21 protein-coding genes and 9 tRNA genes are annotated in these 19,489 nt (G+C 41.9%); 23 read left to right on the top strand and 7 right to left on the bottom strand.

Annotation, left to right across the window (positions count from 1 at the left end; translation table 11 throughout):
- The first annotated feature begins 78 nt into the window (after positions 1 to 78).
- Entirely contained in the window at positions 79 to 792 is a 714-nt protein-coding gene (gene cwlD / locus NST31_RS09420; RefSeq protein ID WP_339165225.1) for an N-acetylmuramoyl-L-alanine amidase CwlD, read from the top strand.
- Positions 793 to 1,302: 510 nt separating this feature from the next.
- Positions 1,303 to 2,367, top strand: a complete 1,065-nt coding sequence (locus NST31_RS09415; protein WP_077113881.1) for an Mrp/NBP35 family ATP-binding protein — start codon at positions 1,303 to 1,305, stop codon at positions 2,365 to 2,367.
- 168 nt (positions 2,368 to 2,535) lie between these two features.
- On the opposite strand, the gene gerD is transcribed toward NST31_RS09415, so the two are convergent.
- Positions 2,536 to 3,126 (bottom strand): spore germination lipoprotein GerD, encoded by a 591-nt coding sequence (gerD, locus tag NST31_RS09410; protein WP_077113880.1) that lies wholly within the window; start codon positions 3,124 to 3,126, stop codon positions 2,536 to 2,538.
- Positions 3,127 to 3,273: 147 nt separating this feature from the next.
- Here gerD and NST31_RS09405 point away from each other — a divergent pair, with 147 nt between their 5' ends.
- The gene (locus NST31_RS09405; RefSeq protein ID WP_077113879.1) at positions 3,274 to 3,954 is read left to right on the top strand and encodes a KinB-signaling pathway activation protein; all 681 of its coding nucleotides are present in this window, start codon (positions 3,274 to 3,276) and stop codon (positions 3,952 to 3,954) included.
- A 60-nt stretch (positions 3,955 to 4,014) separates the two neighbouring features.
- Here NST31_RS09405 and NST31_RS09400 read toward each other — a convergent pair whose 3' ends face one another.
- Positions 4,015 to 4,764, bottom strand: a complete 750-nt coding sequence (locus tag NST31_RS09400) for a polysaccharide deacetylase family protein (protein WP_339165223.1) — start codon at positions 4,762 to 4,764, stop codon at positions 4,015 to 4,017.
- A 142-nt stretch (positions 4,765 to 4,906) separates the two neighbouring features.
- On the opposite strand from NST31_RS09400, the gene NST31_RS09395 reads away from it, so the two are divergent.
- The 3 genes from NST31_RS09395 (at position 4,907) to NST31_RS09385 (ending at position 5,418) form a co-directional block, all read left to right on the top strand.
- Positions 4,907 to 5,137: a hypothetical protein gene (locus NST31_RS09395; protein WP_077113877.1), complete on the top strand. Its 231-nt coding sequence runs from the start codon at positions 4,907 to 4,909 to the stop codon at positions 5,135 to 5,137.
- Positions 5,138 to 5,269: 132 nt separating this feature from the next.
- Positions 5,270 to 5,344: transfer RNA gene (locus tag NST31_RS09390), tRNA-Asn, on the top strand.
- A gap of 1 nt (position 5,345) precedes the next feature.
- Positions 5,346 to 5,418: transfer RNA gene (locus NST31_RS09385), tRNA-Thr, on the top strand.
- A gap of 619 nt (positions 5,419 to 6,037) precedes the next feature.
- Here the strand turns inward: NST31_RS09385 and NST31_RS09380 are convergent.
- On the bottom strand, positions 6,038 to 6,307 hold the full coding sequence (locus NST31_RS09380; RefSeq protein ID WP_339165220.1) for a transposase: 270 nt from the start codon (positions 6,305 to 6,307) through the stop codon (positions 6,038 to 6,040).
- An 8-nt stretch (positions 6,308 to 6,315) separates the two neighbouring features.
- A complete protein-coding gene (locus tag NST31_RS09375; protein ID WP_321189701.1) occupies positions 6,316 to 6,483 on the bottom strand; it encodes a hypothetical protein in 168 nt (55 codons plus the stop codon).
- Between the two features lie 178 nt (positions 6,484 to 6,661).
- Here NST31_RS09375 and NST31_RS09370 point away from each other — a divergent pair, with 178 nt between their 5' ends.
- Complete coding sequence (locus tag NST31_RS09370) at positions 6,662 to 7,777, top strand: hypothetical protein (protein WP_077113876.1); 1,116 nt, start codon at positions 6,662 to 6,664, stop codon at positions 7,775 to 7,777.
- 1,228 nt (positions 7,778 to 9,005) lie between these two features.
- Here NST31_RS09370 and NST31_RS09365 read toward each other — a convergent pair.
- Both NST31_RS09365 and NST31_RS09360 read right to left on the bottom strand, forming a co-directional pair.
- A complete protein-coding gene (locus NST31_RS09365) occupies positions 9,006 to 9,161 on the bottom strand; it encodes a hypothetical protein (protein ID WP_171974033.1) in 156 nt (51 codons plus the stop codon).
- A 663-nt stretch (positions 9,162 to 9,824) separates the two neighbouring features.
- Positions 9,825 to 9,929, bottom strand: coding sequence for a YjcZ family sporulation protein (locus tag NST31_RS09360; RefSeq protein ID WP_077113873.1), 105 nt, complete (start codon positions 9,927 to 9,929; stop codon positions 9,825 to 9,827).
- A 438-nt stretch (positions 9,930 to 10,367) separates the two neighbouring features.
- On the opposite strand from NST31_RS09360, the gene NST31_RS09355 reads away from it, so the two are divergent.
- The 8 genes from NST31_RS09355 to rocF all read left to right on the top strand — a co-directional run bounded on the left by NST31_RS09355 (position 10,368) and on the right by rocF (position 12,351).
- A tRNA-Glu gene (locus NST31_RS09355) sits at positions 10,368 to 10,442 on the top strand.
- A gap of 147 nt (positions 10,443 to 10,589) precedes the next feature.
- Positions 10,590 to 10,665, top strand: a tRNA-Val gene (locus NST31_RS09350).
- Between the two features lie 15 nt (positions 10,666 to 10,680).
- Positions 10,681 to 10,756, top strand: a tRNA-Thr gene (locus NST31_RS09345).
- 22 nt (positions 10,757 to 10,778) lie between these two features.
- Positions 10,779 to 10,863, top strand: a tRNA-Tyr gene (locus tag NST31_RS09340).
- 141 nt (positions 10,864 to 11,004) lie between these two features.
- Positions 11,005 to 11,079, top strand: a tRNA-Gln gene (locus NST31_RS09335).
- 7 nt (positions 11,080 to 11,086) lie between these two features.
- Positions 11,087 to 11,159 (top strand) — tRNA-Lys (locus tag NST31_RS09330).
- Positions 11,160 to 11,179: 20 nt separating this feature from the next.
- A tRNA-Ala gene (locus NST31_RS09325) sits at positions 11,180 to 11,252 on the top strand.
- A gap of 205 nt (positions 11,253 to 11,457) precedes the next feature.
- Positions 11,458 to 12,351: an arginase gene (gene rocF / locus NST31_RS09320; protein WP_077113872.1), complete on the top strand. Its 894-nt coding sequence runs from the start codon at positions 11,458 to 11,460 to the stop codon at positions 12,349 to 12,351.
- On the opposite strand, the gene NST31_RS09315 is transcribed toward rocF, so the two are convergent.
- Positions 12,348 to 12,551: an aspartyl-phosphate phosphatase Spo0E family protein gene (locus NST31_RS09315; protein ID WP_339165218.1), complete on the bottom strand. Its 204-nt coding sequence runs from the start codon at positions 12,549 to 12,551 to the stop codon at positions 12,348 to 12,350. The two genes, rocF and NST31_RS09315, sit on opposite strands and share 4 nt — an antisense overlap.
- Before the next feature lie 163 nt (positions 12,552 to 12,714).
- Here NST31_RS09315 and sigW point away from each other — a divergent pair, with 163 nt between their 5' ends.
- The 8 genes from sigW to NST31_RS09275 all read left to right on the top strand — a co-directional run bounded on the left by sigW (position 12,715) and on the right by NST31_RS09275 (position 19,359).
- Complete coding sequence (sigW, locus tag NST31_RS09310; RefSeq protein WP_077113870.1) at positions 12,715 to 13,278, top strand: RNA polymerase sigma factor SigW; 564 nt, start codon at positions 12,715 to 12,717, stop codon at positions 13,276 to 13,278.
- Between the two features lie 17 nt (positions 13,279 to 13,295).
- Positions 13,296 to 13,916: an anti-sigma factor gene (locus NST31_RS09305; protein WP_077113869.1), complete on the top strand. Its 621-nt coding sequence runs from the start codon at positions 13,296 to 13,298 to the stop codon at positions 13,914 to 13,916.
- A 160-nt stretch (positions 13,917 to 14,076) separates the two neighbouring features.
- A complete protein-coding gene (gene cdaA / locus NST31_RS09300; protein WP_077113868.1) occupies positions 14,077 to 14,907 on the top strand; it encodes a diadenylate cyclase CdaA in 831 nt (276 codons plus the stop codon).
- Positions 14,900 to 16,141 carry a CdaR family protein gene (locus NST31_RS09295; protein ID WP_083717725.1) on the top strand — a complete coding sequence of 414 codons (1,242 nt, stop codon included), beginning with the start codon at positions 14,900 to 14,902 and terminating at the stop codon, positions 16,139 to 16,141. Before cdaA ends, NST31_RS09295 begins: the two co-directional genes overlap by 8 nt.
- Before the next feature lie 35 nt (positions 16,142 to 16,176).
- Positions 16,177 to 17,532, top strand: coding sequence for a phosphoglucosamine mutase (glmM, locus tag NST31_RS09290; protein ID WP_077113867.1), 1,356 nt, complete (start codon positions 16,177 to 16,179; stop codon positions 17,530 to 17,532).
- A gap of 151 nt (positions 17,533 to 17,683) precedes the next feature.
- The gene (locus tag NST31_RS09285; protein WP_339165216.1) at positions 17,684 to 18,007 is read left to right on the top strand and encodes a PadR family transcriptional regulator; all 324 of its coding nucleotides are present in this window, start codon (positions 17,684 to 17,686) and stop codon (positions 18,005 to 18,007) included.
- Complete coding sequence (locus NST31_RS09280) at positions 18,000 to 18,560, top strand: DUF1700 domain-containing protein (protein ID WP_339165214.1); 561 nt, start codon at positions 18,000 to 18,002, stop codon at positions 18,558 to 18,560. The genes NST31_RS09285 and NST31_RS09280 overlap by 8 nt, the downstream gene beginning before the upstream one ends.
- Positions 18,553 to 19,359, top strand: a complete 807-nt coding sequence (locus tag NST31_RS09275; RefSeq protein WP_339165212.1) for a DUF4097 family beta strand repeat-containing protein — start codon at positions 18,553 to 18,555, stop codon at positions 19,357 to 19,359. The genes NST31_RS09280 and NST31_RS09275 overlap by 8 nt, the downstream gene beginning before the upstream one ends.
- The last annotated feature ends 130 nt before the right edge of the window (positions 19,360 to 19,489 follow it).

Below are 19,489 nucleotides of genomic sequence, written 5' to 3'. Positions count from 1 at the left end.
CATGGCTGGAAGGTGTACTAATCCCAGTCCTTGTCCCATATATTTTGATGAGGAAAGGATGGCGGAAGGGGAGGTTCCATGAGGAAGAGGGCGAAGATTATCTTGCTTTCCATTGCGGCCGGTTTGTTGTTTTTAATTATTCAATACGAGTTCTTTCCGAAAGATTCGTTTGACTCGTGGAGTCTTCCGTTGACGGGAAAAATCATTTATTTGGATCCAGGCCATGGCGGGCCGGACGGGGGCGCGGAAAGATCTGACGCTGTTGAAAAAGAGATCGCCCTAGATGTGGCGTTTAAGCTAAGGGATTATTTGCAGGAGCAGGGGGCACTCGTATTAATGACGAGAGAGGAAGATGCCGATCTTGCCGATCCGGACATCCGAGGCTTAAGCAAAAGGAAAACAGCTGATTTAAAAAAGAGATTGAAGTTGATTAATGAATCGGATGCAGACTTGTTCATCAGCATTCATTTAAATTCAATTCCGTCCCCTCGTTGGAGGGGGGCGCAAACTTTTTATTCCCCCCATCTTGTTGATAATAAACGGGCGGCCACATTTATCCAAGATGAACTGATTACAAGTTTGGAAAATACAGATCGGCACGCCAAAATCATTCAAAATGTCTATTTAATCAAGCATGCCAACAAACCGGGAGCGTTGGTGGAGATCGGTTTCTTATCAAACCCGACGGAACGGGAATTGCTGAAACAAGATGATTATCAGGAAAAAGTGGCGGTCGCTATTTATAGGGGGATCATGCGGTATTTTACAAATGAAAAAACGCTGGAAGACTAATGTGTAAAAGGAGCGAGACTGGGACACAACTAAATCAGCTGTGAAAAAACGAACAATAAAGTGAAACTTCATTCAGTAGGCATTTTCTTTCACCTCCTACTGAATGTTAGTTGAACCAATCGGGCATTTAGGTGCCGTTTCTCCCACTTAGACCTTTTGTATTCACTCAAGGTTTTGAAGTGGGAGTCTTACGGCATCTTACATGCGGGATAAATTGCCCCAGTGTATAATACGCAAGCTTTTAGCGTAGTCAACATATGTAGACTCCTGCGGGAATAGCTCGAGCTGAAGAGACCTGCGGAAAGCGAAATATGTTGACGTAACGATGATAGGGATTTTTTTAACACAATAAACCGAACAATTATAAATGAATTGTTCGGTTTTTGCTATTTCGTATTTGCTTATGTGCCAGACTCGTTTTATTTGTTGGCGGGCGTCTTTTCTAAGAGAAAAGGACAGATGTGTTATACTAAAACAAGAATGCAAAACGAAAAAGGACGGTGACGAACTTTGATTACTGAACAAATAGCAGTAGATATACTGAATAAGTTGGAAGATCCGCTTTTACATAAGACGCTTGAAGAAACAAATGGGATTGTGGAGGTCAAAGTAAAGGAAGAAAAGGCGCATATTAGTGTCAAAATCGCTTTGGCCAAAACAGGAACACCGGAGCAACTTCAGCTTCAAACAAAAATTGTTGATGTATTGAAAGAAGCAGGGGCTGCAACGGTCGGCATTCGATTTACTGAGTTGCCACAAGAAGAGCTCGAGAAACACCGGGCTTCGGGAAACATGCCCGGGGAAGAGCCCGGTGGATTGCTTTCTCCCAACAGTAAAACAACTTTTATTGCGATTGCGAGTGGAAAGGGCGGGGTAGGAAAATCTACCGTTTCCGTGAATCTTGCGGTTGCTCTGGCCAGACTAGGGAAAAAAGTCGGTCTCGTTGATGCAGACATATATGGGTTCAGCGTTCCGGACATGATGGGTATTGAAGAGCGTCCGGTTGTTCGGGGCAAGAAAATTATTCCGGTTGAGCGCTTTGGAGTGAAGGTCATATCGATGGCGTTCTTTGTTGAAGATAATGCTCCTGTCATTTGGCGCGGGCCGATGCTCGGAAAAATGTTAAACAATTTCTTTACGGAAGTGGAGTGGGGAGACCTCGATTATTTGCTGTTGGACTTGCCGCCAGGAACAGGCGATGTGGCGCTCGATGTCCATACCATGTTGCCTAGCTGTAAAGAAATCATTGTGACAACGCCGCACCCAACGGCTGCGTTTGTTGCAGCTCGTGCCGGGGCAATGGCTTTACGTACGAAGCATGAAATCATTGGTGTCATCGAAAACATGTCCTATTTTGAAAGCAGACTGACTGGTGAAAAAGAATACGTCTTTGGCCGTGGCGGCGGAGAAAAATTGGCGGAGGAACTCCAAACAGAAGTCCTCGGAAAACTGCCTTTGCAGCAGCCCGACTGGAACGAAGATGATTTTGCCCCATCTGTTTATGATGAAACCCACAAGGTAGGTAAAATCTACCGGGAAATCGCGGAGAAAATCAATCAGCAGCTAAGGAAATAATGACAGGAATGTCCACTTCCAGTTCAACATGATTGCAATCAAACAGGCCAACATAAGTTGAAAACGAACTGATAGAAGTGTGAAAATGAAACCGCGTGAAATCAAGGCTTTTACATTTGATTTCATGCGGTTTATTTATTTTTATAGCATTTGTTCCCAGCCTGTTTTCTATTGGCTATCCCCGCCGCCCTGTTCTTTATCTTTTTTATTGCCGCCTTTCTTCTCTTCTGCCGCTTTCATCATAATTTCCTGCATTTTGGCCTGATAGAGCGGGCTTTCAATTGTTTCTGTTACAACTTCTCGGAGATGTTCGCGGAATTCCTGGCTTTTAAAGCCTTCAGCCAACTCTTTTTGCGTTGCTGGATCTTTCATGATGTCGATCATCATCTTTTGATATTCCGGATCTTTCATTAATGATTTCAGCAGTTCTTCGTGTTGCTTTTGCATTCCTTTGGCCATCGCTTCCGCAAACTTGGGATCTTGAAGTGATTTTTTCCAAAAGTCTTCCGCTTTTTTGGAGGCGAGGGACTGCTCGATCGTTTCGGTGACGACGGCTTGGTCCATAACGAACTGCTGTTGTACTTGTTCATCTGTCATAATATCTTTAATCGCTTTTTTTCCATCATCAGTTTTGAGTATATCAACGACCATTTTTTTAGTTTGGTCATAATCCAATTGTCCTGTCTCCATTTCATTTCCGCCACATGCAGAAATGAAAAGGATAATGCACACCAGGAGCAACAAGACTCCCTTTCTCATGAGGAACGCTCCTTTCTTAATATGTTCCCGATAGTTTTAATATGGGATTTTGTGAAGAATTTATGCATATTCCACCGGGCAATGGCATTTTGTATAAAACATTGTTAAAATCGGTGTAATAAAGATTTTTGTTGGAGGAACACGATAGTGACGATCCGAAATTGGTTACGATTTTTCTTTACAACGCTTTTTTTAGGTGGTATCATTACCGGCATTTTAGGCTTTGTCATTCGCTGGAATGAATTTCAGCCATATTTTACAAAATTTGATATCGGTGCCATTTTATCCACTTTTATATGGCTGGTTGGTGTTGGCTTTATATTTAGTGTTGTCAGTCAGGTTGGTTTTTTCGCCTACTTATTTATTCATCAATTTGGCCTGGGCATTTTTCGGTCGCTTTCATTATGGAACGCGGTCCAAATTTTCTTGATCATTGTTGTCTTGTTTGATCTTGTATATTTGCGCTTTTCATCATTTGCAAGCGAAGGGGAGAGCTTGCTTCCATATATTGGATTAGCCATTTTTATTTTGGCTGCAGGGCTTGTCACCGCTTATTTCAAAGCAAAAACAACCGCAAAAACGACATTTGTTTCCGCTTTATTTTTTATGATCGTCATCACGATCATGGAATGGTTGCCTGTTTTAAGGACAAACGAAGAAAATTGGCTATATTTAATGATTTTTACGCTCATTCCTTGTAATGCCTACCAATTGTTGATCCTGCCCAAGTATAACCGATTATCCGAAAAAGAAATTGCCAGCCGTGCTGCCAAAAGGCAAAAAGCACAGCCAGCCCCTTCGGGAAAGAAAAAAGCGAACCGGACGTGATGGTTCGCTTTTTCTCGGTTATCGATGGGGAGCGCTGATTATGCCCCAAGGATTAGGCCATTATGGAATAATGGTTGTTTTTACCTTTCCGTTAGCGATTAGATGGGAAATCGTGACCATTTCGCCTTTTTCGCGAATAATGGAAATGACTTCAGGGAGCGCTTTCGCTGTTTGGGTAGCGGAATCAGACGCATGCATTAAAACAATGTCTCCTTTTCTCGCCTTCTGTACTTCCTTCACGATTGCTTGAACACCCGGGTTTTTCCAGTCTTGGGAATTTAGACTCCAATGAACGATGGTAAGACCTAATTCATCTGCGATTTGCAACGATCGCTTGTCAAAGTGGCCTGTCGGAGACCGGAGCAATTTGACTTCTTTTACATCGAGTTTGTTCAACACATCTATGGAGCGATCCATATCCCTGCGTATTTTTTCTTCTTCGATCTCGGTGTAATCCTCATACGCGTAACCCAAACTTCCGATTTCATAGCCCAGGTTCTTTATTTTTTCAACAAGATCCGGATGCCTTTCCGCCCATGAACCTGACAGGAAAAAGGTGGCGGATTCGACCTTTTCTTTTTCCAATATTTCCAGAATGGGCTCCGCCTGGACATCGCCCCAGCCAATGTTAAAAGTTAAAGCAATTCCTTTGTCGCCTTTGTAAATGGCTTTGGGACCATCTTTTCCCGACAAAACCGGTACGTGCACGGATGCTTGCGAGAAGTAAAAGAGGGCTGTAAAAAAAGAAATAATGATAATAAAAAAGCCTTGCTTCACCCGTTTGCCGCTCAGCGTGATAAAAAAGTTCATCTCATCATCCTCTTTCATTCATCCTTGTACAATCTATGCTTGAATGAAAGGGGCATATGCCTGAAAGCGGCAAGAAAAATAAGTATGATCAAAATGTTTTTGGATATAGCTATAAATACAAAAATATAGACGGGGTGTCATCATGCACGGTATGTTAATCAATGATATGGAAAAAGAGGAAATCATTTATCTTTTAAAGAGAGAAATGGATGAAATCTTATTCGATCTTAAAAATGTTCACCTTGAACCAATTGTGAAACGGGCGATGGAAGAGCGGTATCGTACGTTGTTCACCCTTTTTAAGCGTGTTGCGGATCATCGGGAATGTATAAAATATATACTTCCAAGAGCAAACGTAAGGCGGGAGCGGTAAATTTTAAAAAAACGTTGACAAGCCCGGGAAGGCTTGCTAAAGTATAAATCGTTCGCCTGGCGGTTGTTTAATAAAAACCGCTTGAATAATTTTTAAAAATGGTTATAATAATAATTGTCTATTCGTATACAATCCGCAGTAGCTCAGTGGTAGAGCTATCGGCTGTTAACCGATCGGTCGTAGGTTCGAATCCTACCTGCGGAGCCACGCTTCCATAGCTCAGTAGGTAGAGTGCTTCCATGGTAAGGAAGAGGTCGCCGGTTCAAGCCCGGCTGGAAGCTTCGTTTACAATAGCGGATATAATGCGATTCCCGGGTATTCCGGGAGTCGCTTTTTTTCTTTCCTCAACCCCAATTTGCCGACATTTTGACTGCGAAACGTTGTTTCATGATGATTTTCATTGTTCTTTATTGGTTCGACAGTGCGTCATCCAATTTTTTCGTCGCATTTTGAGAGCATGTCCATATACATTCATAGTTGTTTTTATATCCCAGTGGCCAAGGCGCTCGGAAATATTTTGGCATGCACTCCCTCAAGGTTATACCAATAATGATCCGACCATCTCTCTTGATATCAACGGAGAAAATGGGGAGATTGCTTTGATGACTAAATCTCGATGATAAGGAACTGCTCGGAATCAGTTATAGTGCTTCATATAAGTCCTCTCTGGAGGAATCTGAAAGGCTCTTTAAGGAGTTGAGGAAAAAGCCAAAGAGCTTGAAAAGTAGATCCTGCAGCTGGTTAAAATCAAACATCCACCATGAGGACATTGATTTGGACTGTAAAAAAACATATATGCACAAGGAAAGGCCTGTGTAATGCTATCAAGCAGTATACAGGCTTTGTCATATTTAAATTGGCAAAAGTAAAATAAAACAGTTGTTCGTCTATAGTTACAAGTTAAAAAATGAAACTAAGTGACAGGAATGCACGTATTTTATAGAGGAGGATGACATTTTTCTCCAGAAAAGGTGAGATAATTGACAAAGAAAACGGTATTTTTATCGCCAGTCCAGTTTTGGTCAGTGACGCAAACACCCGGCTAAGCGTAGAGATGGATGGGGCAGGCCGACTGATATCCAGGCCATATTGATAACGGAAACGTTTATCTTTGTCCAATCGATGATACAGACCGGTAAAAGTACTGATGCCTTCCAGCGGGGCAGCCATAAGGGCCCTTAATATCCCTTTCTTGGAATGCCCTTCAGCCCCTTGGGGTATGAACTTTTTAAGTGTTTCGCATAAGGTTGCAAGTCAAGAACACCAAAAAAGATGGGCAATTTATCTTTTGACTCTAATATTTGCAATTCCTCAAAAGAAAATAGACTTTCTTGTAGAATATACAATGTGACTTCCTCCTAACGGATTTTGTGGTTTGGTCACTTCAAAATTCTACAAATTAGGGGTGAAGTTCTTTTTTAATACCTTTCAAAACCTTATGGTTCTTGATGTAAAAAATGTGCAAAATGCTCATGATAAGTAATAGCAAAAATGAAAGCCAGAATACTACAAGGAGGATTATGATTGAGGTCAGATTTCAAATATGTACAAAAAATTACCAGACAGTCTAAAGGTTTTCTTTATGGAATTATATTTTTTATTTCTTTGATGACATTAGCATGTGGGATCATGGCCTTCTGGATTTTTTTCTTTACTTCCGAGCCATTAATCGGTCTGATTCCTTTTGTTAGTGGACTTATTACATATATCGTATTGCATTATTCATTTAAACTAGTGAAATCACAGCCGTTGCAGACAGATTTACGAGAAATAAAGGATGGGGCGGTTCACCATGTATGGAAGAATGATGAAACAGGGGAGATGGAAGAAACGTGGGTTCCCTTTAAAGAGATTACAGCAATTTATATTGCAAGACATTCTCAGGCGGTTGGGACAGACTCAAATAGATGGTATATTATTTATCCAAAATTGATCGTCGAATGGGAAGAGGACGGGAGTAAACAATATATCTCTTTTATTGAGGAAAAATCAGATGCCTTTTATGAGTTATATGAGCAATTTCCGGTTGACCAGATTCCAGTGTATACAGCGAATATTGATTTGAAAATGTGGCCGGATCATCTATTGTCAAACGTGTTTGAAGTAGAGAAAGTCAGAAAAGTAGAAAATAAGCGTCCGCTGAAGTTGCCCTTTAAAGCAAGGACGTCGTCATTATGGTCTCCTCCGTTACCGAATGTTAAGGAGAACGAGGAAATAAAACAGGCAGATTTGCGGAAATTTAATGTAATAGGCGTTATTACGTTTACAATCGGATTGATCATTACTTTCTTTTCTCTATTATCTGTCTTTCCACAATGGGCTATTGAGGATGGAGTATTTAGAAGCGATACGTCCATTTTATTCACTCTGATATATGTTTTTCCTTTATTGATTTTTTTTCATGTAAGAAAGAAGTGGAATGTCCACTGGCTCTTTGTTCAAATGGCGGCAGTTGCCTCTATCTATTCGCTAAGCGGTTGGATCGTTACTCGAATAAATCAAGTGTCAAATGAATTTACCGATGCTCTTATTATGGAAGTTTTTATGGCTTGCTTAATGGTGTTCGTATCTTATCTTTTTGGAAAACTTCTTGTTTTGATCGTTGTCATACATGAGAAAATTAACCATAAAAGAAAATGAAAGTACGGTATTGACAAGGTACAGACAAAGGGTGGAAATCCCGGACAGCGAAGGCATTGGCAGTTTAGTAAAAAAGGGCTTAAATAAGCGCTTTCATAAAATATCTATATTTTGTAAGGAATGTCTATATAATAGATTTAGGGAAGGGCACTACAGTGTATGAAGTGCTCCCTGTCAAGTAGACAATGGAAATAATAAAAATGCTTTATGCGGCTTGTGGCCTAAATTCTGACAGGTAACGAGCGTTAAGAGGCTTGGACATAACTAAAAAGGCGAATGATTATAGAATATTATATTTATTAAACATGAAAATCCGAAAAGATTCGATTTCTAACTTAAAGAAATTTGAATCATAGTTCGGATTTTTCATTACCTAAAATGCTTTTGTCCCAGCCTTGTATATTAATGAATAGAGGTTCGCTACCTCTGGTGCTTTTCCACAGTGTAATTATTTATGCTGGAAGCAGCTGTGGATTAGTGACCCAAACTACAGTACTTTTTAGTAACAGGTTTTTAGAGAGTCTAACCACAGGTCTTTGTTTATCTGTTGATCAGTCAGATAACGCTAGACGTTTGATTTCACACAAGGATACAGAGCAAAGGGTGCGTGGCTTGAGAACTCAGCGTAATAATAAAGAAGGAAGGTATTTTAATATAGTCACAGCTTTTGATACACCTTTTGTAGTTGAATAATCAGGGGATTTCTCCATCCATCCAAACCGTTGGAATATCAATGTTTATGGCATTTAGTCCTGATTGGAATGGGACTAGATAATAGAAATGGTCAGGAAGAGGCCGCCAGTGCAAGCCCGGCTGGAAGTTGTTATGAAGGGGAATATAAAGCAATTCCTGAGAAGGTCGGCCGTTGCTTTTTGTTGGTGTCTTCTGCCGGTAAAATTTGAAAAAAGAGAGATGTCTGTTAGCCAATGACGCCTGCGCTTTATGTGACATCTCTCTCCAATAACCATTTTGTTTTCTCTATTTCCCGGATGTCATCCAGCCGCTTAAGTTCGCTTTCAATGTACTGCGGTCCATTTAGAAAAAGCCATACCAGCGCAAGATTGGATGCCTTATAATAAGTGGATTCATCTATTTGAACTATGCAACTAAAGTATAAGTTGCCTTCGCGATTAATAGAATCCAACTTCATTTTAACTGCTTGAGCCGCAAGGTTTTCTTTGATAATCTCCTCAGTTGATGTAAATAGGTCGGGTAACGACCCGGCTTTTCATAAATCAGGCTCAGCTTTATGCCTCGTTTCAATAAAATCTTCTATCCATCCACGCAGAAGTGCAGAAGGGTTGATGTACTCTTCCCGACATATGGCATAGAACTTGTCTTTTAGGTCTTTTGGAATCCGAATGCTCATTTGTTCGTTTTTCATTTTCATTACTTCCTTTCATTGTTATACATGTCTATATTTTACTAACTCTGCCTATACATTTTCTGAACAAGCAAACGATCATGATTTTTATGCCTATTTGCCATATGTAAAGCTTGTCTCATTCCATCTCATTTCATGTATTTAAGCCAAGAATGATGAGTTAAACCGGCCATCATACACATACATTTGTTAAAATCATAATAGCCGGATTGTCCTATCAGCCGAGTGTTCAGAAATGATGGAGGGGACAAATGAATTACGATAGTTGGAGCTGGAAACGATGGGCCGTTTTTTACAAAAACTCGGGAGAGCGGGTACGATCAGCAGTTCCCAGCTTTCAAAAGGGAGTTGATACATATTATTCTCAACATGATCAAAGGGTCTTTAGGTTTGCTGAAGGTTTGGAAATGTTTCGGAACTTATCGGTTATGGTTCGAAGGAACATGGCTGTTTTGGTTCCATTCTGTCTTCCCTGTCGAAGGAACATGGTTGCTTCACTCCATTCTTCCCTCTTGGATACAAAAGCAAAGCGGCTCTAGACGTGACAAAGCCTGCTCTTCATTTAGCGAAGAACAGGCTTTTTTTCGTCTTGTGAAAATAGAAGGAGTTTTGTGTATGACCCTTGACCAGTCTGCGGCAAGGGCTTGCATATGGAATCGCTTTTTAATAAAATCCAAATCCTCCAACGAAGGCTGCACCTACGATTACTAAAAGGATAAACAAGACGACAATCAAGGCAAAACCTCCACCATATCCGACTCCACTCATATGAAAGCACCTCCTTGGTGTTCTAATGCTTTATTCTATGTTTCACAGCTTTCTAGGTGCAAAGGGGCAAGTGTTTATAACAAAAATGTGCTAATTCATCATTTTTACAGTAGAAGGGTTCATTTCAGTCACGCTTCGCCCAGCCATAACTGAAGCCAATGGAGGATATGGGATGCCACCTGAAAAAATCATTTTGACATGCAAAACAGCTTGGACTGGGTACTGTCCATTTGAGCCAGGTAATCATTCGCGGCAGCCGTATTGCAGGAAAAAGGGGTATTTACAAAGAATACGCATCATAAAATATGATGTTGTGAACAAGTTTTTTCATATAAAATAAAAAAAATGCATTTATATGTTGACATGTGGATAGGGTATCGACTATACTCTTTATTGGGTCGTCAAGGACGGTCCATTTCATTTGGTTTTATATAAGGCGGCCCCTTGGTCAAGCGGTTAAGACACCGCCCTTTCACGGCGGTAACACGGGTTCGAATCCCGTAGGGGTCACCATTTTTATTTTTGGAAAAATTGGGACAAACCAAGCGCATTGGTGTAAAAGAAAGAAGCGCCCAAAGGAAGACAATGTTCCTATAATAACGCATAACATTCTTATGCCCCGTTTTTTCGAAAATACGCCACTAGATCGCAATTTAAAAAGGAGGATTAGCTCAGCTGGGAGAGCACCTGCCTTACAAGCAGGGGGTCGGCGGTTCGATCCCGTCATCCTCCACCATTCATTAAATGGCTTGCCGGCCTAGCTCAATTGGTAGAGCAACTGACTTGTAATCAGTAGGTTGGGGGTTCAAGTCCTCTGGCCGGCACCATTTTTTATTTGTCCATTTTTAGGGTGGGGTAGCGAAGTGGCTAAACGCGGCGGACTGTAAATCCGCTCCCTCAGGGTTCGGCGGTTCGAATCCGTCCCCCACCACCATTTTACATTTCTGTATAGAACGTTTTACAAAAGGGTATTATACATAATGTCTTTTTGAATCAAACTCTATCGGCTCGGGCTTTGCTGCGAGCGGAAGTACCCGCTGCATTTGTAAAACGATTCAAACAAACATTGTTTCAGTGGGCTATAGCCAAGCGGTAAGGCAACGGACTTTGACTCCGTGATTCGCTGGTTCGAATCCAGCTAGCCCAGCCAAACAATCGAGCCATTAGCTCAGCCGGTAGAGCATCTGACTTTTAATCAGAGGGTCGCAGGTTCGATTCCTGCATGGCTCACTCTCTTTTTTTATTTTGGCGGGGCCTTAGCTCAGCTGGGAGAGCGCCTGCTTTGCACGCAGGAGGTCAGCGGTTCGATCCCGCTAGGCTCCATAATTGAATTGTGTTCAACCCGGAAGGCTGGTTATCCGCTTTTCGGGTTTTTATATGCTTATAAATGGGTGGCGGCTTCTCCATTAAGGATACTGGCATTCTGAGTTCGTTTAAAATTGTATATATATGCAAGGTTTTGTCCAGTTGAGTCATGACCACCTCAATTGGTACAATGATTCCAGTTTGATATAAGGGGGAGAACTGGGTGAATCAGAACATATCCATTATTGGAGTCCCGATGGATCTCGGTCAAACCCGCCGTGGGGTTGATATGGGACCAAGCGCGATTCGATATGCAGATGTCATTGAACGTCTGGAGCGCCTGCATATCCATGTGGAGGATTTGGGAGACATTCAAATAGAACGTGTTGTAGAAGAACCCACTGGAAAGTTGCGAAACTTGCGCGCGGTTACCTTTGCAGCAACGCGCCTTTTTCAAGTGGTTGACTCTGTAGTGGGGCATGGGCGCTTCCCGCTTGTTCTTGGTGGGGATCACAGCATCGCGATCGGAACGCTGGCGGGGGTTTCCAAGCACTATGAGAATTTGGGAGTCATTTGGTTTGATGCACACGGAGATTTAAATCCGGTAGAGCAATCCCCGACGGGAAACATTCATGGCATGCCGCTCGCCGCTAGCCTTGGCATTGGGCATGAGAACTTGACAAATGTAGGAAATTACAGTCCAAAGATTAAGCCGCAAAATGTTGTCATTATCGGAGCCAGGGATTTGGACCCCGGTGAAAGGGAACTGATAAAAGAGCATTCCATCAAGGTATACACGATGCATGAGATTGACCGGCTTGGCATGGCGAGAGTGATGGAAGAAACGATTCATTATCTGAAAGGGCGGACGGATGGTGTTCATCTTTCGCTCGATTTAGACGCGCTGGACCCGCACGATGCGCCGGGTGTAGGCACACCCGTACTGGGGGGAGTTACATACAGGGAGAGCCATTTGGCAATGGAAATGCTCGCTGAGGCTAACATCATTACGTCAGCTGAATTTGTTGAGGTAAACCCCATCTTGGATGAAAAAAATAAAACAGCCAAAGTGGCTGTTGCCTTAATAGGATCATTATTTGGTGAAAAGTTGCTTTAAACATGCTGGCGGCAAGTTCTGTCAGATATTGCTGCCCGCTTGTTTTTTAAAAGGAACTCATATTCATTTAATAGCTTGTCCAGCTGACTGCTTAATTGTAAGACGCCCTCGTCAACGAAAGAACGGGCCAAGCCGAGCTGAATCATTTCTATGCGCTTTTCTTCAATTTTTTTGATCATATTTTCCACTTCGATACTCATCGCAATCCCTCACTATTATGTCTTATCTATCTTTATCCGAATTTGCCTTGAATAAACCTTTTTACCCATGAATGTTTGATAAAATAGAATAGGGACGAAAAAATGAAACCTTTTGATAATATATCCGTATAAAGAGAATACCGCGCTGGCGGGAGGTTGTTGAATGGATAAGTTGGTGAACCAAAGAATTAAGCAAGTGATAAAGGGCGACCAGGAAGCCTTCGGAGAGATTGTGGAAATATATAAAGACAAAATATTTTCCCTATGCTTCAGAATGCTTGGAAATCGGCATGAAGCCGAAGATATTGCCCAGGAGGCTTTTATTCGGGCCTACACGAATATTGAGAGCTTTCAGCAAAACCGTAAGTTTTCAACATGGTTGTACCGAATCGCCACAAATCTTTGCATAGATAGAATCAGAAAGAAAAAACCAGACTATTTTCTTGATGCGGAAATTGCAGGAACGGAAGGCCTGACCTTGTATTCTCAATTGCCATCCTCGGGCAAAACGCCTGACGCGGCGGTCGAAACGTTGGAAATTCAAGAAATTGTGCAAAGGGAAATCATGCGATTGCCTGATAAGTACAGGTCGGTTATTGTTTTACGGTATATTGATGATCTTTCATTAAATGAAATCGCAGAAGTACTTGAATTACCACTTGGTACTGTAAAAACAAGAATCCACCGCGGGCGGGAAGCGCTTCGCAAACAGTTGCACAATATGTAGGAAAGGTGAGAAGTAAATTGAATGCTTGTCCAGAGGAAATCATTCTCTATATGCACCAGTATTTGGATGGAGACTTGAGTAGAGAAGATGAGCAAACCCTAAAGGTACATTTACAGACGTGTCCGGCCTGCCAAACATACTTCCAAGAGTTAGTACAGACAGAAGCCATCGTTAAAAGTGCTTCACTGATTGTTGCACCAAATAACTTTACGAATCAAGTAATGGCTCGCCTTCCGAGAGAAAAAAGCAGAATAGGGATTCAGCGCTGGTTCAGAAATCATCCCATGCTGATTGCTGTTTCTTTATTCCTTGTATTAATGGCGGGAAGTATGGTAAATATGTGGAATGACGACCAAAGATTCTCTTATACAAAACAACCCAACTTGATCGTTGAAAACGATACAGTAATCGTTCCACAAGGGGAAGTCGTCACAGGTGATGTCACTGTCAAAAATGGAAATATCAAAATAGAAGGTAAAGTGGATGGAAATGTTACAGTGATTAATGGCGAGAAATATTTGGCTTCGGCTGGTGCTGTTACAGGAGATGTAAAAGAAATAGATAAAATGTTTGAATGGATATGGTATAAGATGAAAGAAAGTGGCAAACTAGTCGTTGATTTTATTGGAAAAGAATAAGGTGCTGCTGCAAGGCTGCTGCAGCAGCTTCTTTTTCTTTTAATACCCCAGCATCCAACGTACCAGCATCTTTCGGATTATGTTATAATATAAAGGTTCTATATATGTTTAAATCATGCGCACGATGCGTGCTGTTGAATAAATAGATGGAGGAAAGAATATGCCGTTTGAAGACCTTTCGATCATGGACTATTTGTCCCGCATAGTAGATATTCTCCTCGTTTGGTACGTTATTTATAAGCTGATTATGGTCATACGCGGCACAAAAGCAGTTCAGCTTTTAAAAGGAATCTTTGTTATTATCATTGTCCGTTTTCTTAGTGAATTTTTCAATTTACATACATTGGGCTGGATGATGGAGCAAGCCATTACATGGGGTTTTCTCGCGATTATTATCATTTTTCAACCCGAACTCAGACGCGCGCTTGAACAGTTGGGCCGGGGGAGAATTTTTGCAAGAGGTGGAATACAGGAGGAAGAGGAACAAAAACGTAAAGTCGCGGCGATTAGGGAAGCAGTCAGTTATATGGCCAAGAGAAGAATCGGCGCTCTCATTTCCATTGAGAGAGAGACGGGCTTGGGCGATTACATTGAAACCGGTATCCCGTTGAATTCCACGCTCACTTCCCAATTGTTGATAAACATCTTTATTCCAAACACACCGCTTCATGACGGGGCGGTCGTTATACAGAAGAATCATATTACCGCCGCGGCATGTTACTTGCCGCTTTCAGAAAGTCCGTTCATTTCCAAGGACCTGGGAACACGGCATCGAGCGGCAGTTGGAATCAGTGAGGTGACGGATGCTTTCACCATCGTTGTGTCAGAGGAGACGGGAAACATTTCCGTCACGCAACACGGCGAGCTATACCATGATTTATCATCGGATGAATTCGAGCAACTACTGGAAAAAGAACTCGTAACCGGCACTAAAGTAAAATACACTTCCTCCTCACTATGGAAAAGAAAGGGGAAGAAAGAACGTGGATAAATTCATGGATAACCCCTGGTTCGTAAGAATTATTGCGATGAGCCTTGCGCTGCTTCTGTTTTTTTCAGTCAATCATGATATGAATAAAAATAACAATCAGTCCAAGCCAAACGGAATGGAAAATAATGAGGTTGAAACGATTGTAGATGTGCCTGTGGAAGTTTATTATGACTCTGAAAATTTGGTTGTAAACGGTATTCCGAATACAGTTGATGTGACCATTGAAGGGCAGAGAAGGTTTGTCGAAGCAGCCAAGCGGCAGAGGGATTTTACCGTTTTTGTCGATTTATCCAATGTCAGTATTGGTGACCGCCGTGTACCGATTTTATATAAAGATTTCTCAGATAAGCTGAAAGTGAAAATAGAACCAGCTTATGCTGAAGTGTCCATCCAGGAGAAAGTGACTGAAGAATTTACAGTAGAGGCGGAATTTAACAATAATACACTTGCAGAAGGCTTTGAAGCGGACTCTCCGGTCGTTGACCCAAAAACGGTCCAAATTACAGGAGGGAAAGAAACGATTGAAAAAATATCGTATGTCAAAGCTTCCATCGATGCAGGGGGCCTTATTACGCACTCGCTCAAGCAGGATACGAAAGTAACCGTTCTTGACCGCCATTTGAACAAATTGGATGTTTTTGTTGATCCGGAATTCGTAACGGTCACTGTGCCTGTCAACAATCCAAGGAAAACAGTGCCTTTAAAAATCAAGCAAACAGGAACACCTTTGAATAGTACGATTATCAAACGGATCGAAACCGACATTAACGAGGTCATCGTATACGGAAGAACCAAGGTTTTGGAACAACTAAAAGAATTAGAGTTGGAAGTAGATGTCAGCAAGATTGACAAAACAACAGAATTGGAACTCCCGCTTACACATCCGGCAGGCGTTAACAAGACGACTCCGGAAAAAGTAAAAGTAAAGATCGTTGCGGAGAAGAACAGTGAGGAGACAAGCCTAAATATCCCGATTGAAAGCAAAGGATTGGCAGAAGGACTTGATATGGAGATTTTAGCACCCGCCGAAGGGGCAGTGTCCATCAAGTTGGAAGGCAACAGTGAGGAACTGAAGAAAGCCGTCGAAAAAGATTTTGAGGTGTTCATGAATATGGAAGGCTTAAAAGCGGGTGAGCATGAGCTGGATTTACAGGTGAGCGGACCTCAAGATGTGAAATGGCAGTTATCTACTGAAAAAGCAAAAGTCCGACTGAAGGAAAGAGAAAATGCTTAAGCAAACATCGGATAAAGAAGGAGCGAAGAAATCATATGGGTAAATATTTTGGTACGGATGGAGTAAGAGGTGTGGCGAATACGGAGCTAACTCCTGAGCTTGCGTTTAAGTTGGGCCGTTTCGGCGGTTATGTCTTGTCAAATAATGTCGAACAGCCAAAAGTGTTAATTGGACGCGATACTCGTATATCCGGGCACATGCTGGAAGGGGCTCTTGTAGCGGGGCTTTTGTCGATTGGCGCGGAAGTCATGAGACTTGGTGTTATTTCAACTCCGGGGGTCGCTTATTTGACAAAAGCATTGGGAGCCCATGCAGGTGTCATGATTTCAGCTTCCCACAATCCTGTTCCGGATAATGGAATCAAATTTTTCGGATCGGATGGTTTCAAGCTTTCCGATGAGCAGGAGGCAAAAATTGAGGAGCTTCTTGATTTGCAAGAGGATCATCTGCCGCGTCCGACTGGGGCAGATCTTGGTTATGTGAATGATTATTTTGAGGGCGGACAAAAATATTTACAATTTCTCAAGCAAACAGTGGATGAGGACTTTTCCGGAATCCATGTGGCGCTTGATTGCGCGCATGGAGCAACATCTTCCTTGGCAACCCATTTATTTGCCGACCTTGAAGCGGATACGTCCACAATGGGTTCATCTCCAAATGGGCTAAACATTAACGAAGGTGTGGGATCGACCCATCCGGAGACATTGGCATCCTTTGTGAAGGAAAAAGGTGCTGATATCGGTCTTGCTTTTGACGGGGATGGTGACCGCCTTATTGCAATTGATGAAAACGGCCATATCATAGACGGTGACCAAATTATGTACATATGTGCCAAACATCTGAAAAGTGAAGGGCGTTTAAAGCAAAATACCGTCGTATCCACCGTCATGAGTAACCTCGGTTTTTACAAAGCCTTGGAAGCCGAAGGAATCAAAAGCATTCAAACCGCAGTGGGTGACCGGTACGTCGTGGAAGAAATGAAAAAGAACGACTATAGCCTGGGCGGGGAACAGTCGGGCCATATTGTTTTCCTCGATTACAATACAACGGGGGATGGGCTTTTAACCGGGCTTCAGCTTGTAAATATTATGAAGCTCGAAGGCAAATCGTTGTCCGAACTCGCTAAAGACATGAAAAAATATCCGCAAAAATTGGTGAATGTCAAGGTGACAGATAAGCACCATGTGACGGATAATGAAAAAGTGAAGGAAGTCATCAAAGAAGTGGAAGGTGACATGAACGGCAATGGACGGATTCTTGTCCGCCCGTCCGGGACGGAGCCACTTGTCAGGGTAATGGTCGAAGCGGCTACAGAAGAGGACTGCGAGCGCTATGTCAACCGCATTGCCCAAGTAGTAAAAGAAGAAATGGGATTGGATCAATCACAATAAGGAAGGGGAGCCATTTGTTTGGCTCCCTTTTTTATTATATAGTACCTTGCAAAGAACAGTACTATATGATATCTTTCACTTAGTTGGTATTTTTTTTAGAAAGGTACTATACGTTGTATAGTAGTGGTTATAAAAAGTGAGGTGACAAAAGGTGAACGTTCAGTTTAAAAAAGGAGTATTGGAGCTTTGTGTCCTGGCCCTGCTTCATAAACAAGATCGTTACGGATATGAACTTGTTCAAAAAATATCCGATCAAATAGCGATTTCTGAAGGATCGGTGTATCCGCTGTTGAGACGGTTGACGAAGGAAGGTTACTTTAGCACCTATTTGAAGGAATCGACGGAAGGGCCCTCCAGAAAGTACTATAAGCTAACTGAGAACGGTAGAAATTATCTGCAGAAGCTGCTTAACGAGTGGGAAAAATTTACGGAGGGTGTCAACCAATTAATAAAAGAAGGTGTGAAAAATGACTAGAAATGAATTTTTGAAGGTACTCAATTCATCCTTGCAAAATCTTCCAGAGGAAGAACGATTAGATATCATTGAGGATTTTAAAGAATATTTTGATGCGGGACAAATGGAAGGCAAGACGGAAGAGCAAATTTCCACATCTTTGGGTTCACCCCGGAAAATAGCCAAAGAATTGCTTGCTTCTTACCATTTGGAAAAAGTTGAAGCGACAGCCTCGGCCGGAAATATCATGCGCGCAGTATGGGCGGTCATTGGCTTGGGATTTTTTAATGTAGTCATTGTACTTGGACCATTTATCGCGATAGCCGGTATTGTTGTTGCCGCTTGGATAACTGGGGCGGCATTCATTTTATCCCCGCTTTTGGTTTTGGCAAATACAATCATTTTTCCCGGTACGTTCGTGTTCTTTGATTTATTTTCATCTTTGGCACTCGCGGGAATCGGGATTTTTATCGTCATTGGAATGTATTTTGCCACACAAGCCATCTCAAGCGGTTTTATCCGTTACCTCAAATTTAATATGAGGATTGTTAAAGGAGGATTAAAACGTGACTAGATTAAAAAAATTGGCGATCATCGCAAGCCTGCTTTTAGTAGTGGGAGTTGTGGGCAGCTTACTGACATATAAATCCATGATAAAGGCAGAAGATGTATTCGAAGAAAAAGAGTTGGATACGGAGAATATCACTGATATACAAGTGGATGTTGACCACGCCAAAGTGGACATTGTACCTATGCAGGCGACAGATAAAATAACCGTTGAATTGACGGGTAAAGTGGCAAAATATAAAAAATATAAATTGGAAGCCAAAACCGAAGGTAATTCTGCCATTATCAAATTAAATGAGAGACAACGAAAGCTATTTAATCTGAACTTTTTTAACGAAAACTTTTATTTGAAAATAGGCGTACCCGAAAAGGAATATGATACGATCGCAGTCGAAGTCGTGAATGGCCTTATTCAAGCAAGCGGGTTACATGTCAAGAGTGGAACGGTGCGGACGGTTAATGGAAAAATTGATTTGAAGGATATTCAAAGCTCAAGTATGAAAGCGAGCTCCGAGAACGGCTCCATTCATATGAATGAAGTCACTGGAGAGTTAAAGGGCAGAATAACGAATGGCAACATATCTTTACTGTCGAACAACTTGGAACGCTCTATCGACTTTGCATCCATCAATGGTCAGATTAGAATCGAAACTGATCAAGAACCGAATAATGTCTCCTTTGATGTTAGTATTACAAATGGCGATGCTGAAATTTTTGGAAGAACAGCGAAAGACGTCAAGTTTGGAAATGGAGAACACCTCATCAAGCTGAAAACGATAAACGGGAAAGTTAACGTGAATGAATAAGATGAAGCGCGCTGAATAAAGTGATAACAGGTATTAAAGAGGTGGATGTCCAAAGTCCTGAAAAATCGCTCTTCTTAGCTCTAAAAAAATAGTAGAGGTTGTCCAGCGTGAATATGAAAAACAAAGGGGC

It is taken from the genome of Siminovitchia sp. FSL W7-1587 (assembly GCF_037963795.1).
Classification (GTDB): domain Bacteria; phylum Bacillota; class Bacilli; order Bacillales; family Bacillaceae_C; genus Siminovitchia; species Siminovitchia thermophila.
The sequence above is the reverse complement of the archived record's forward strand: the minus strand, read 5'-3'. Positions and strand labels throughout refer to the sequence as shown.